Source organism: Sulfitobacter sp. 1A15299, assembly GCF_043556915.1.
Taxonomy (GTDB): domain Bacteria; phylum Pseudomonadota; class Alphaproteobacteria; order Rhodobacterales; family Rhodobacteraceae; genus Sulfitobacter.
In genome coordinates, this window is sequence record NZ_JBIFFJ010000003.1 from 1 (window position 1) to 12,365 (window position 12,365).

Below are 12,365 nucleotides of genomic sequence, written 5' to 3' on the forward strand. Positions count from 1 at the left end.
TCACGGCTTATATCCATGAGGCCAACATACCGGACCTCGTTCGCCACTGGAGAGCGACCGCCGCAATCACACCATGTGGTTTGCATGGGCGGCGGACCTTTTGCGAGAAGCTGATCCACAAGGGTTAGCCGCCGCTTGCAATCCGGGCCAGCACTGAAACCGCTGCTGTCAGGAATGTGATCCGCCGCGACGGGTCATGGCCGGGACGCGCGCCCCGGCCATGGAGGGTTTACATGGTCAGATTGGTGCCGCCGCCATCCAGCAACAGGTTCTGCCCCACGATGAAGCCCGCGTGCTGCGAACAAAGGAAGGCACAGGTCGCGCCGAATTCCTCACGCGTGCCATAACGCCCCGCAGGGATGCCCGCCTGCCGCTCGGCGCGGGCCTCGTCCAGCGTGATGCCCTTTTGCTTGACCACATTGGCGTCGAGCGAATCTGCCCGGTCGGTCGCATGGATGCCCGGAAGAAGGTTGTTAATCGTGACCCCCTTGCCCGCCACCTGCCGCGCGGTGCCCGCGACATAGCCGGTAAGCCCGGTGCGGGCGGAGTTGCTCAGCCCCAGAACGGGGATCGGCGCGCGCACCGACTGGCTGGTGATGTTGACGACCCGGCCCCAGCCGCGCTCCATCATGGCGGGCACCAGCGCTTTGATCAGCGCGATGGGGGCCAGCATATTGGCGTCGAGCGCCTTAATGAAATCCTCGCGGTCCCAATCCTGCCACATGCCGGGAGGCGGGCCGCCCGCGTTGTTGACCAGAATGTCACAGTCCTCGGCCGCCTTGATGACCAGCGCCTGCCCCTCTTCCGTGGCCACATCCGCCGCGACGGTGGTGACTTCGACGCCGTGTTCCTGACGGATGCGCTCGGCAGACGCCTCAAGCGCCTCTGCGCCGCGGGCGTTCATCACAAGGTTCACCCCTGCCGCCGCCAGCGCCTCGGCGCAGCCAAGGCCCAACCCCTTGGACGAGGCACAGACCAGCGCCTTCTTCCCTTTGATTCCCAAATCCATTTCGATTCCTCCTATGCATTTGCATATGCCTACCACGCCGCGCCGCCAATGCCAGCAAATCACCCGAGCCTTGACCCATCGGGGCCATAATTCTAGCTTAGCTCACTGGCGAAAGCCCCAGAACCAAAGGCCCGTCATGTCCCGCAGCCGCACCGCCCCCGCACAGAACATCGCCGTCTACCGCGCCGGGCAATTCCGCGCGAGCGATGGGGCAAACATGGGCGATGCGCTGTCTTTTGCCGCCGAATTGGTGCTGGATGATGTCTATGAGTTGGACCGCGCGGCAGAGCCGCAGCGCCTGTCGCTGCTAACCCTGCCCGGCGATCAATTCCGCCTCGTTGAAGAGACCGGCGTGGGCCGCCCCGGGGGTGATCTGCATCTCGACAGCCTGCTCACGCTGATGTCACCCGACGGGCAGACCCAAGAGGCGCTGTTGCTGGTGGAGGTCGATCAACACGGCCACGCGGCAGAGGTTTACCTTCTCCCGCTGGGCCCGTTGACACCGCAGACCGGCTACCGGATCGTGGGCATCGACACCCAGACCGCGCGGCAAAAGTTCGGCCAACTCGCCTGCGTCTCTTTCACGCGCGGCACCCATATCTCGCTCAGCACGGGTGAGTTGCGGCCCATCGAAGATCTGCGCGTTGGAGACCGTATCCTGACCCGCGATGATGGCGTGCAAACCCTGCGCTGGATCGGGCAAAGCACCCTGCGCGCGGTGGGCGAGTTTGCCCCGATCCGCATCCGCGCAGGCACGCTCAACAACGAGCACGACCTGATCGTCAGCCCCGATCACCGGCTTTTCATTTATCAACGCAGTGACGAGATGGGCGCGGGTCGGTCCGAACTGCTGGTCAAAGCGCGGCATCTGGTCAACGGCGACAGCGTCACGGTGCAGGACGGCGGCTTTGTCGATTACTTCCAATTACTCTTTGACGGGCATCAGATCATCTACGCCGAGGGCATCGCCGCCGAATCCATGCTGGTGGATAGCCGCACCCGATCGGTCCTGCCGCCGGATATGGCCGAAGCCTTGGGCGAGGTGATCCCCGGCCATTCCGATCTGCCCCATGCCGGGCTCGATCTGGCAGAGGCACTGCTTGACCGCCCCGACGCGGCGGCCCTGTTGCGCAAAGCCTCAACCCGTTAAGGCGCCTCGACGGCGTAGTGAAACTCCTCCCGGACGATCTTGCCGTCTTTGACGTGGTACACGCCGATCTCTTCCATCTGGAACCGCTCACCGCTTTGCTTATCGGTGGCATCGACCTTGAACATCGCGCTGAACTGACTGTTGCCAAAGTAAAACGGGCCGATCACCTCGGTGCTATGTTCCTCCATCGCGTTTTCCCACCAGTCATGTTTACCGTGGATCGCCTTGACGCCCTGGGTCTCTCGCCCCTGCCCGCCCATATCAGCGGCCTCGACCGAGACGGCATCGTCGGCATAGAGCCGATCAAGGTTCGCACGCACTGCAGCATTCCCCGCACGGCAGCCCGCCACCAATTCGCGGGCGATCTCTTTCAGTTCCATCGCATCCCCTCCATGTACCCCTTATGTTCTCACCCTATGCCAGCCTGCGATTCGCATCAATGGCCAGATTGCGCCCGGTCGCGGCCCGTCCTATATGGGTCGGATGTTGGACACGCCGCAAAACCGCCCCGCCCTGCCGCCCGAGATCGCGCGCCGTCGCACCTTTGCGATCATCAGCCACCCTGACGCGGGCAAAACCACGCTGACTGAAAAGTTCCTGCTGTTCGGCGGGGCCATTCAGATGGCCGGCCAGGTGCGCGCCAAGGGCGAGGCCCGGCGCACGCGCTCGGACTTCATGGCGATGGAAAAGGACCGGGGCATTTCCGTCTCGGCCTCGGCGATGTCGTTCGATTTCCATAGCGGTGACACCAACTACCGGTTCAACCTCGTTGACACGCCCGGCCACTCTGACTTTTCCGAAGATACCTACCGCACCCTGACGGCGGTGGATGCCGCCGTGATGGTGATCGACGGCGCGAAAGGCGTGGAAAGCCAGACGCAGAAACTTTTCGAAGTCTGCCGGATGCGCGACCTGCCGATCCTGACCTTCTGTAACAAGATGGACCGGGAAAGCCGCGATACCTTTGAAATCATCGACGAGATTCAGGAGAACCTCGCCATCGACGTGACACCCGCAAGCTGGCCCATCGGCGTGGGCCGCGATTTCGTGGGCTGCTATGACATGCTGCGCGACCGGCTGGAACTGATGGACCGCGCCGACCGGAACCGCGTCGCCGACAGCATCAAGATCGAAGGGTTGGACGACCCCAAACTTGCCGAACATGTCCCCGCCGCGCTGCTGGAGAAACTGCGCGAAGACCTTGAAATGGCGCGCGAACTGCTGCCGCCGCTGGACCTCAAGGCGATGCACGAAGGCACGCTGACGCCGATCTGGTTCGGCTCGGCGATCAACTCCTTCGGGGTGCGCGAATTGATGGAAGGCATCGCCAAATACGGGCCGGAGCCGCAAATCCAAGCCGCCACCCCGCGCCAAATCCTGCCCGAAGAGAACAAGGTCGCGGGCTTTGTCTTTAAGGTGCAGGCCAATATGGACCCCAAGCACCGCGACCGTGTGGCCTTTGTCCGCCTCGCTTCCGGGCATTTCGAGCGCGGCATGAAAATGACCCATGTGCGCACGAAAAAGCCGATGACCGTCTCCAACCCGGTGATGTTCCTCGCCTCCGACCGCGAGTTGGCCGAGGAGGCTTGGGCCGGTGACATCATCGGCATCCCCAACCACGGGCAGCTGCGCATCGGCGACACGCTGACCCAAGGCGAAGCGCTCCGCGTAAGCGGCATCCCCTCCTTCGCGCCCGAATTGCTGCAATCGGTCCGCGCGGGAGATCCGCTGAAGGCGAAACACCTTGAAAAAGCGCTGATGCAATTCGCCGAAGAAGGTGCTGCAAAAGTGTTCAAACCCTCGATCGGGTCAGGGTTTGTCGTGGGCGTTGTCGGCCAGTTGCAATTCGAAGTGCTCTCCAGCCGGATCGAGTTGGAATATGGCCTGCCGGTTCGGTTTGAACCGTCTCAGTTCACCTCGGCCCGTTGGGTGAACGGAACGAAGCAAGCCGTTGATAAGTTTACCGAAAGCAACAAACAGCACATCGCGCATGACCATGATGGCGACATCGTTTACCTGACCCGCCTGCAATGGGACATCGACCGGGTCGAGCGCGATTACCCGGATGTGAAGCTGACCGCGACCAAGGAAATGATGGTGTAAAACGGCCCGCGCCCCCGGGGCCGGAAAGCCTTGATTTCGTGGCCAATCATGGCATTCTAACCCCAACTGGGGAGACGCAATGACAACGCCGACGAAATGGGGGCTGGTTGCCACGATCTTGGCCCCCGCAGAGGAGATACGACGCTTTGCCGCCTACCATCTGGAGGCGGGCGCGCATCGCCTCTACCTATACCTCGATGCTGAGAACCCAGAGGCTTTCGAAAGCCTGAAGGCCCATCCGAAAATCCGTGTCACCACCTGTGATGAAGCCTATTGGCAAAAGCTCTGCGGTAAACGTCCGCAAAAGCACCAAGTCCGTCAAAGCCAGAACGCGACCCGCGCCTATAACCGGGCGGATGATGTGGATTGGCTGATCCATATGGATGTGGACGAATTCCTCGTCTCTGAGCGCCCCGTAGAAGAGGTGCTTGCCACCCTGCCCCCGGCGCAGAAAATCGCCCGCATCCGCCCGATGGAGGCTTTGGCGGGAGATGCCACTGCCTTCAAAGCCTTCGTTCCGAACGGCCCCGAGCGCGCCCGGATCGTCTCGGCGCTTTATCCGACCTATGGCGACTACGTCAAAGGTGGCTTTCTGAGCCATCTGGCCGGGAAAGTTTTCGTTCGCACCGGGATGGCGGAAGTGCGTCTTCAAATCCACAACGCCTTTCAGAAAGAGACGTTGATCGACGGGCCAGAGCAGCAGCCCGGCATCGATCTGGCGCATCTTCACGCGAAAAGCTGGCCGGAGTGGCTCGCCGCCTATCGCTACCGGCTTGAAAAAGGCTCTTACCGCGCCGATCTGGCCCCGAACCGCCCCCGCGACCGCGGCGGATTGTCGATGCACGAACTTTTTTCCATGATCGAATCCGAAGGGGGTGAGCCGGGATTGCGCGCCTTTTTCGATGAGGTCTGCGCCGATACGCCCGAGCTGCGCGCAGCGTTGAAATCCCATGGGCTGCTGCGCCTCGCCGAACTCGGCCTTGATGCAAAGGTGTCGCGCCACCTCCCCAGATAAGCGCCTGAGAGGGCAAGTGTTTGACGGCTGGGCCGCAACTTGCTATGCGCTTTCGCAACATGCCGCGGCAAATGCCGCCCCTTGGGCCATTCGGGCCGGCTTGTATTGCTGCCGCGGGCCAAGTCAGTGTCCGCTCAACTCGGACGCACATGACAAAATTTACCGATCTGAACCTGAATGCCAAGGTCCTCAAAGCTATTGAAGAGGCTGGCTACGAATCGCCCACACCTATTCAGGCGGGCGCCATTCCCCCCGCTCTCGAAGGCCGTGACGTCTTGGGCATCGCCCAGACCGGCACCGGCAAGACAGCCAGCTTCACGCTGCCGATGCTGTCACTTCTCGCCCGTGGCCGGGCACGCGCGCGGATGCCGCGGAGCCTTGTGCTCTGCCCCACGCGGGAGCTGGCCGCGCAGGTGGCTGAGAACTTTGACACCTATTCCAAGCATCTGAAGCTGACCAAGGCGCTGCTCATCGGCGGCGTGTCCTTCAAGGAACAGGACAAGCTGATCGACAAGGGTGTCGACGTGCTGATCGCCACGCCGGGCCGTCTTTTGGACCATTTCGAGCGTGGCAAGCTGATCCTGTCAGACGTCAAGGTCATGGTCGTGGACGAGGCCGACCGGATGCTCGACATGGGCTTCATTCCGGACATCGAGCGGATCTTCGGCCTTACGCCCTTCACCCGGCAGACGCTCTTCTTCTCGGCCACCATGGCGCCCGAGATCGAGCGGATCACCAACACCTTCCTCAGCAACCCTGAGCGGATCGAAGTGGCGCGTCAGGCGACCACGAGCGAGAATATCGAACAGGGCGTCGTCATGTTCAAAGGCTCGCGCAAGGACCGCGAGGCGAGCGAGAAGCGCAAGCTGCTGCGCCTGCTGATCGACGCCGAAGGCGAGAAATGCACCAATGCGATCATCTTCTGCAACCGCAAGATGGACGTGGATATCGTCGCAAAATCGCTGAAGAAATACGGCTATGACGCGGCCCCGATCCATGGCGATCTGGACCAAAGCCAGCGGACCAAAACGCTGGAAGGGTTCCGCGCTGGCGAGTTGCGTTTCCTCGTGGCATCGGACGTGGCCGCGCGTGGCCTCGATGTGCCGAGCGTGAGCCATGTCTTCAACTTCGACGTGCCCAGCCATGCCGAGGATTACGTTCACCGCATTGGCCGCACCGGCCGCGCGGGCCGCGATGGCAAGGCGATCATGATCTGCCAGCCGCGCGACGAGAAGAACTTCGAAGATGTCGAGCGTCTGGTGCAAAAGGAAATTCCGCGCATCGAAAACCCGCTTGGCCAAGCGAAACCCGCCGAGGAGGCATCCGACACCCCGGCCAAGTCCGATGACAAGCCCAAGCGGACCCGCTCGCGCAGCCGCAAGGCCGACAAACCTGCCGAGGCACCCGTCGAGGACAAGCAACCGCAGGCCGAAAAGGCCGAGGTCAAGGCTGACGCCAAAACCGATGACAAAGCGCAGCCCGAAAAGGCAGAGGCCACGCAGGACGAGCGCAAATCGGTCCGCGGCAACAAGGACGAGAAGAAATCGCGCGGCGGACGGGGCCGGGGCGACAAACGCGGCGGTAGCGACAACCGCGTTGTCGGTCTGGGCGATCACACGCCCGACTTCATTGGTCTGAGTTTCCGCGAACGCATCTAATCCCCGCCACCGCGGGCATGAATTCGCCGCCGATCCCTGCCGGGATTGGCGGCTTTTTCGTCTGTGCTATGTGAAGGGAAACCCACCAGATAGGACCATCATGCTGCGCCCCGCCCTCTTCGCCCTCGCCCTTACCCTGACCGCCCTTACCGCCGCTCCCGCCAGCGCCGAACGCTGCCGGGCCGAGGTCAATGGCGCCGAAGTTGTGGTGGAGGCGGAAAATTTCGCCAATTTCGCCGAAGAGGTCGGCACCCGCGAGCGGCTCATGAATTGGCCGGCGCGGAAGTGGAGCAAGCTTTGGGGCACGCCGCCCGCCTGCGATAGCGGGGTGCTGTTCGACTACCTCGCCACCACCGTGCCGCTGGATCAGATCGACGGCTATTGCCTGACCGCCACCCCCGAAGACGGGCATTTCCTGATCCCCGGCGCGCGGAACTATCGCGGCTATTGCAAGAAGACCTTCTGCGAGCGGGTGAACACCACCAAGGAAGAGACCGTCGAGATCAGCAAGAACATCGCACGCTCCGCTGTGGACACGCTGAGCCAGCCAGACAACCTCCGCGCCGTGGCGCATAAATCGGGGGCGTTCATTTTGACGGGAGGGGCATCTGCCCTCAGCGCCAATCTGGCGACAACAGGCAGCACGCTGGCCACTGCACTGTCGACCCCCGCCGCCCTTGCGGCCACGGGGGTGAGCGTGGTCGCGGTGGGCGGCGCGGTCTATATGTGCAGCGGTGACGCGGAGGTCAGCTCAGACGGCTGACCACCACGGTGACTTCGGGCTTCTTGCCGATTTCGTCATAGGACGACTGGCGCGCGACCTTTTTCAGACCGTCATTCAGCTTGTCGTCATCCCGCAGGGTGGCGGCTTTCTGACGGTTCAGCCATTGGCTGAGGTCTTGTTCCAGCACGTCCACGAGCGGCGCGTTGGAGCGGCCCGTTTCCGGCAGGCCCATCAGATCGACCCAAGGCTCGCCCAAAGGCTCGTCATCGGTATCTAGGATCAGCGTCACAGTGGCATGGCCGTTCAGCGCCATGCGGATACGGTCGCGGATCACACCATCGAGCGCGCCGACCTGAACCGAACCGTCCAGATACATGCGGCCTGTGTCGACATGCTCAACCACCTTGGGCTGGTTGCCCGACAGGTCCACCATCATGCCGTTCACCGCCAGAACGCCGGTGATGCCCTTGGCATCGGCGATCTTGACGTGTTCGCGCAGGTGGCGGTGCTCCCCGTGCATGGGGATCAGAACCTGCGGTTTCACGATGGCATGGAGCGTTTCCAGATCGGGGCGGTTGGCATGGCCCGACACATGGTAGAGGCCCGAGGAGTCGTCGACAACATCGACGCCCTTTTCCGAGAACTGGTTGATGATCGAGATCACGCCACGCTCATTGCCTGGAATGGTTTTCGACGAAAAGAGGAAGAGATCGCCCTCTTTCAACTCGATCCCCTGATACTTGCCCCGCGCCAGTTGCGCAGAGGCCGCGCGGCGCTCCCCTTGACTGCCGGTGACCAGCAACATCAGGTTCTCGCGCGGGATCGCGCGGGCGTTTTCGGGCGAGATGACGGGCGGGAAATCTTTCATCACACCGGTCTGGATCGAGGCTTCGACCATCCGGTTCATCGCACGGCCCAAGAGTACGATCGACCGCCCTGCCCGCGCACCGGCTTCGGCCAGCGTTTTGACCCGCGCCACGTTGGAGGCAAAGGTGGTGGCGACGACCATGCCCTCGGCGCTGCTGACGAGCTTCTCGATCTCCGGGCCTACAGTGGCTTCGGAGCGACCGGGATGGGCCGAGAAGACATTGGTGCTGTCGCAGATCAGCGCCTTGACGCCATCTTTGCAAACATCGGCCCAAAGCGCGTCGTCAAAGGCTTCGCCGACGCCCGGCGTCCGGTCGATCTTGAAGTCGCCGGAGTGGATCGTGCGCCCTTCGGGCGTGTCGATCACCATGGCCGAGGATTCGGGGATCGAATGCGAGATCGGCAGGAAGCCCACTTTGAACGGACCTGCGGTGATCTGCTCGGGCCATGCGCTGACGGTGGTGACCGCATCCTCGGGGTGGCCGTGTTCGGACATCTTCCGGCGGGCGATATTGGCGGTAAAGGCGCGCGCATAGATCGGCGCCTTCAGCACCTCATAGGAATGCGCGATGGCGCCGATGTGGTCTTCGTGGGCATGGGTGATAAAGATCGCCTCGATCTGGTCGCGGCGCTCTTTCAGCCAAGTGATGTCGGGCAGGATCAGGTCGACGCCCGGGGTGCTGTCCATGTCCGGGAAGGCGACACCGATGTCGACGACGATCAGCCGTTCTTTCCCGGGCTTGCCGTAGCCATAGACATAGGCGTTCATGCCAATTTCACCCGCCCCACCGAGGGGCAGATAGATAAATCGTTCGCTGCTCATATTATTCAGCTTTGTCCTTATTATAATCGTGGATCACGGTCAGCCCGTGCATCGTGAGTTCATCTTGATAATCATCGAACAGGTCGACTGCCTGCTGAAACAGCGGTGCCAGACCCCCCGTGGCGATAACCCGCATGGGTCTTGCACGTTCCGCCCTTATCCGCTCACATATCTCACGAACCAGCCCGACATAACCCCAAAAGACACCGGACTGCATACAGGCCACCGTATTGGTGCCGATCACCGACTGCGGTTTCGAGATATCGACATGCGGCAGGGCGGCGGCGGCATTGTGCAGCGCCTCTAGGCTGAGGTTCACCCCCGGCGCGATCACGCCGCCGATATAGGCCCCATCATCGGCCACCACGTCAAAGGTCGTGGCCGTGCCGAAATCCACCACGATCAGATCACCGCCATAGAGGTCAAAGCCTGCCACGGTGTTCACCAACCGGTCCGGACCAACCTGCGTTCCTTCGTCGACCCGCACGTCGATCGGCAGCGCGCAGCCCGGTTTCCCGACAACAAAAGGCCGCGTGTTAAAGTAGCGGTCCGCGAGAACGCGCAGGTTGAACACCACCCGCGGCACCGTCGAGCTGATGATCATATCGGTGATGTCGGCGTCGATATTCTGAAGCCGCATCAAGGTGTTGAGCCAAACGTAATATTGGTCGGCGGTGCGTTTCCATTCGGTTGACGTGCGCCATGTGGCGATGAACGCATCCCCGTCCCAGATAGAGAACACGGTGTTGGTGTTGCCACAGTCGATTGCCAGAAGCATGGTGCCTCCCCTCCCCCGATTTTAGAAAAACACGTCCGCCGCGGTGATGGGCACCGCGCCGTCGCGGGTGCGCAGGATCAGATTGCCCGCGCTGTCTACATCTTCGAAAACGCCGGTCATCTCATCGCGCATGGTGCGCGCGGTGATGACCTCTCCGAGCCGCGCGGCATTGGCCAGCCACGCGCTGCGGATCGTGCTGAACCCATAGGTCGTGAACTGCTCTTCCAGACCGGCGTATTCCCGCGCAAGCACGTCAAGGAACTCTTCCGCGCTCACGTTCGCCCCCGCTTCGCGCAGGGTCACCGCAGGCAACGCGCGGGGCTCAAGGCTGCTTGCCTCCGGTCCATGGGCGAGGTTCACGCCGATGCCGATCGCGAGATGCTCGCCCACGCTCTCCAGCAGGATGCCAGCGACCTTGCCGCCGCGCAGCAAAACGTCATTCGGCCACTTGAGGGCAAAAGCATCCTCTCGCCCCGTCACTGCGACGAACGCGCGGTAGAGCGCAAGCGAGGCCACGAAGGAACGCAGCGCGGCAACGCCCGGAGGCTCTTTGCGCGGCATCATCAGGGTGGCTGCGAAATTGCCGCGGGGTGTGGCCCAGCTCCGGGCCCGACGCCCGCGCGCCGCCGTCTGCTCCAGCGCCAAGATCCAAGTCGGCGCGGTCAGCTCTTGCTGTAACCGCGCTGCCTCTGAGAGGGTGGAATCGAGCGTGTCATAGACGCGCCGGCCATAGCCTTCCGGCCAAGGGGTCATGCGCGGGACTGGCCGATCTCGTGCCGCACCGCTCAGTTCACCAGCGATGCCGCTGCCGATGCAGCCACGCCCTCGACCCCGAACATATTGGCGATACCGACGATCATGATCAGGGCAGAGGCCATCAGCACCACGGTCAGCACGCCACCGTTCTGCTGGTCGAGCGTGTCCGAACGCTCTTCACCAAAGTACATGTAAAAGACGATGCGCAGGTAGTAATAGGCACCGATCACACTGGCGATCACGCCCGCGATGGCCAGCCATGTCATATTGGCGTCATAGGCCGCGCGCAGCACATAGAACTTGCCGAAAAAGCCCAGCATCGGCGGGACGCCCGCAAGGCTGAACAGCAGCACCAGCATCGCCAGCGCACGGCCCGGGTTGGTCTTGGCATACATGTTGAGCAGGGTGATATCGGTCACCGGCGCGCCGTCTTTCTGCATCAGCAGGATAAAGGCGAAGGTGCCGAGGTTCATGGTCACATAGATCGCCATATAGACCAGCATCGCCTGCACGCCAAAAGCGGTGCCTGCGGCCAGACCCATCAGTGCATAGCCAATATGCGCGATGGAGGAGAAGGCCATCAGACGTTTGATATTGGTCTGACCGATCGCCGCGACCGAGCCAAAGAACATCGACAGCACCGAAAGCAGCGCGACGATCTGGCTCCAATCGCTGACGATCTGCCCGAAGGCGTCATGCATCACGCGGGCAAACAGACCCATCGCCGCGACCTTGGGCGCCGTGGCAAAGAAGGCCGCGATCGGCGTGGGCGCGCCTTCGTAAACGTCCGGTGTCCACATGTGGAAGGGCACGGCGGAGACCTTGAAGGCAAGGCCCGAAATCAGGAACACCAGACCAAAGAGCAGGCCAAGCGAAGTGCCGCCCGTCTGCGCCGTGGTGATGATGCCCGCAAACAGCGTGGTCCCGGCGTAGCCGTAGACCAGCGATGCGCCATAGAGCAGCAGGCCCGAGCTGAGCGCGCCAAGCACGAAATACTTCAAGCCCGCTTCAGTGGATTTGACCGAGTCGCGGCGTAGGGAGGCTACGACGTAAAGCGCCAGAGACTGCAGTTCCAACCCCATGTAGAGCGCCATCAGGTCGCCCGCGCTGACCATCATCATCATGCCGACGACCGCCAAGGCAAAAAGCATCGGATACTCGAACCGCAGCAATCCACGCAGTTTCATATAGTTTTCCGACATGACCAAGACGGCAGCAGCCGAAAGCAGGATCGTCACCTTGGCGAAACGCGCGAAAGTGTCGTCGATAAACATGCCGTGGAAGGCGATATTGGTGGTGCCGTCCCCGGACATGGCCACCCAACCGGCCAGCAGCACCATCACCACCGCGGTCACCCAGACGAGCACCCCGGCGGCCTTGTCTTTCGACGTATAGACCGCGCCCAGAAGGCCAAGCAGGGCAAAGCCCGCGAGGACGATCTCAGGCAGAATGATGTTCAGATCAGCGGATATCATGCGCCAA

At 62.2% G+C, this 12,365-nt stretch carries 11 protein-coding genes; 5 read left to right on the plus strand and 6 right to left on the minus strand.

The window, feature by feature from the left end; translation table 11 throughout:
* Window positions 1-229: 229 nt before the first annotated feature.
* Window positions 230-1,009 (minus strand): SDR family oxidoreductase, encoded by a 780-nt coding sequence (locus ACGYK7_RS05410; protein ID WP_394399763.1) that lies wholly within the window; start codon window positions 1,007-1,009, stop codon window positions 230-232.
* 136 nt (window positions 1,010-1,145) lie between these two features.
* On the opposite strand from ACGYK7_RS05410, the gene ACGYK7_RS05415 reads away from it, so the two are divergent.
* Window positions 1,146-2,159, plus strand: coding sequence for a Hint domain-containing protein (locus ACGYK7_RS05415; RefSeq protein WP_394399765.1), 1,014 nt, complete (start codon window positions 1,146-1,148; stop codon window positions 2,157-2,159).
* Here the strand turns inward: ACGYK7_RS05415 and ACGYK7_RS05420 are convergent.
* Window positions 2,156-2,539 (minus strand): SnoaL-like domain-containing protein, encoded by a 384-nt coding sequence (locus ACGYK7_RS05420; RefSeq protein WP_394399767.1) that lies wholly within the window; start codon window positions 2,537-2,539, stop codon window positions 2,156-2,158. The two genes, ACGYK7_RS05415 and ACGYK7_RS05420, sit on opposite strands and share 4 nt — an antisense overlap.
* 103 nt (window positions 2,540-2,642) lie before the next feature.
* On the opposite strand from ACGYK7_RS05420, the gene ACGYK7_RS05425 reads away from it, so the two are divergent.
* The 4 genes from ACGYK7_RS05425 to ACGYK7_RS05440 all read left to right on the plus strand — a co-directional run bounded on the left by ACGYK7_RS05425 (window position 2,643) and on the right by ACGYK7_RS05440 (window position 7,698).
* Window positions 2,643-4,262, plus strand: coding sequence for a peptide chain release factor 3 (locus tag ACGYK7_RS05425; RefSeq protein ID WP_394400394.1), 1,620 nt, complete (start codon window positions 2,643-2,645; stop codon window positions 4,260-4,262).
* 79 nt (window positions 4,263-4,341) lie between these two features.
* Window positions 4,342-5,277 (plus strand): glycosyltransferase family 2 protein, encoded by a 936-nt coding sequence (locus ACGYK7_RS05430; protein WP_394399769.1) that lies wholly within the window; start codon window positions 4,342-4,344, stop codon window positions 5,275-5,277.
* A gap of 149 nt (window positions 5,278-5,426) precedes the next feature.
* Entirely contained in the window at window positions 5,427-6,935 is a 1,509-nt protein-coding gene (locus ACGYK7_RS05435) for a DEAD/DEAH box helicase (protein WP_394399771.1), read from the plus strand.
* 100 nt (window positions 6,936-7,035) lie between these two features.
* Entirely contained in the window at window positions 7,036-7,698 is a 663-nt protein-coding gene (locus ACGYK7_RS05440) for a hypothetical protein (protein ID WP_394399773.1), read from the plus strand.
* On the opposite strand, the gene ACGYK7_RS05445 is transcribed toward ACGYK7_RS05440, so the two are convergent.
* The 4 genes from ACGYK7_RS05445 to nuoN are packed head-to-tail and all read right to left on the minus strand — an operon-like array spanning window position 7,682 to window position 12,358.
* Entirely contained in the window at window positions 7,682-9,349 is a 1,668-nt protein-coding gene (locus ACGYK7_RS05445) for a ribonuclease J (RefSeq protein WP_394399775.1), read from the minus strand. The two genes, ACGYK7_RS05440 and ACGYK7_RS05445, sit on opposite strands and share 17 nt — an antisense overlap.
* Window position 9,350: 1 nt before the next feature.
* Window positions 9,351-10,127, minus strand: a complete 777-nt coding sequence (locus tag ACGYK7_RS05450) for a type III pantothenate kinase (protein WP_394399777.1) — start codon at window positions 10,125-10,127, stop codon at window positions 9,351-9,353.
* A gap of 21 nt (window positions 10,128-10,148) precedes the next feature.
* Window positions 10,149-10,880: a biotin--[acetyl-CoA-carboxylase] ligase gene (locus ACGYK7_RS05455; RefSeq protein ID WP_394399779.1), complete on the minus strand. Its 732-nt coding sequence runs from the start codon at window positions 10,878-10,880 to the stop codon at window positions 10,149-10,151.
* A gap of 32 nt (window positions 10,881-10,912) precedes the next feature.
* Window positions 10,913-12,358, minus strand: coding sequence for an NADH-quinone oxidoreductase subunit NuoN (nuoN, locus tag ACGYK7_RS05460; protein ID WP_394399781.1), 1,446 nt, complete (start codon window positions 12,356-12,358; stop codon window positions 10,913-10,915).
* Window positions 12,359-12,365: the final 7 nt, after the last annotated feature.

What these genes read in the sequence shown, in the direction of transcription:
- ACGYK7_RS05410 (WP_394399763.1), bottom strand. Translation starts at nt 1,009, where the DNA reads ATGGATTTGGGAATCAAAGGGAAGAAGGCGCTGGTCTGTGCCTCGTCC.
- ACGYK7_RS05415 (WP_394399765.1), top strand. Translation starts at nt 1,146, where the DNA reads ATGTCCCGCAGCCGCACCGCCCCCGCACAGAACATCGCCGTCTACCGC.
- ACGYK7_RS05420 (WP_394399767.1), bottom strand. Translation starts at nt 2,539, where the DNA reads ATGGAACTGAAAGAGATCGCCCGCGAATTGGTGGCGGGCTGCCGTGCG.
- ACGYK7_RS05425 (WP_394400394.1), top strand. Translation starts at nt 2,643, where the DNA reads ATGTTGGACACGCCGCAAAACCGCCCCGCCCTGCCGCCCGAGATCGCG.
- ACGYK7_RS05430 (WP_394399769.1), top strand. Translation starts at nt 4,342, where the DNA reads ATGACAACGCCGACGAAATGGGGGCTGGTTGCCACGATCTTGGCCCCC.
- ACGYK7_RS05435 (WP_394399771.1), top strand. Translation starts at nt 5,427, where the DNA reads ATGACAAAATTTACCGATCTGAACCTGAATGCCAAGGTCCTCAAAGCT.
- ACGYK7_RS05440 (WP_394399773.1), top strand. Translation starts at nt 7,036, where the DNA reads ATGCTGCGCCCCGCCCTCTTCGCCCTCGCCCTTACCCTGACCGCCCTT.
- ACGYK7_RS05445 (WP_394399775.1), bottom strand. Translation starts at nt 9,349, where the DNA reads ATGAGCAGCGAACGATTTATCTATCTGCCCCTCGGTGGGGCGGGTGAA.
- ACGYK7_RS05450 (WP_394399777.1), bottom strand. Translation starts at nt 10,127, where the DNA reads ATGCTTCTGGCAATCGACTGTGGCAACACCAACACCGTGTTCTCTATC.
- ACGYK7_RS05455 (WP_394399779.1), bottom strand. Translation starts at nt 10,880, where the DNA reads ATGACCCCTTGGCCGGAAGGCTATGGCCGGCGCGTCTATGACACGCTC.
- nuoN (WP_394399781.1), bottom strand. Translation starts at nt 12,358, where the DNA reads ATGATATCCGCTGATCTGAACATCATTCTGCCTGAGATCGTCCTCGCG.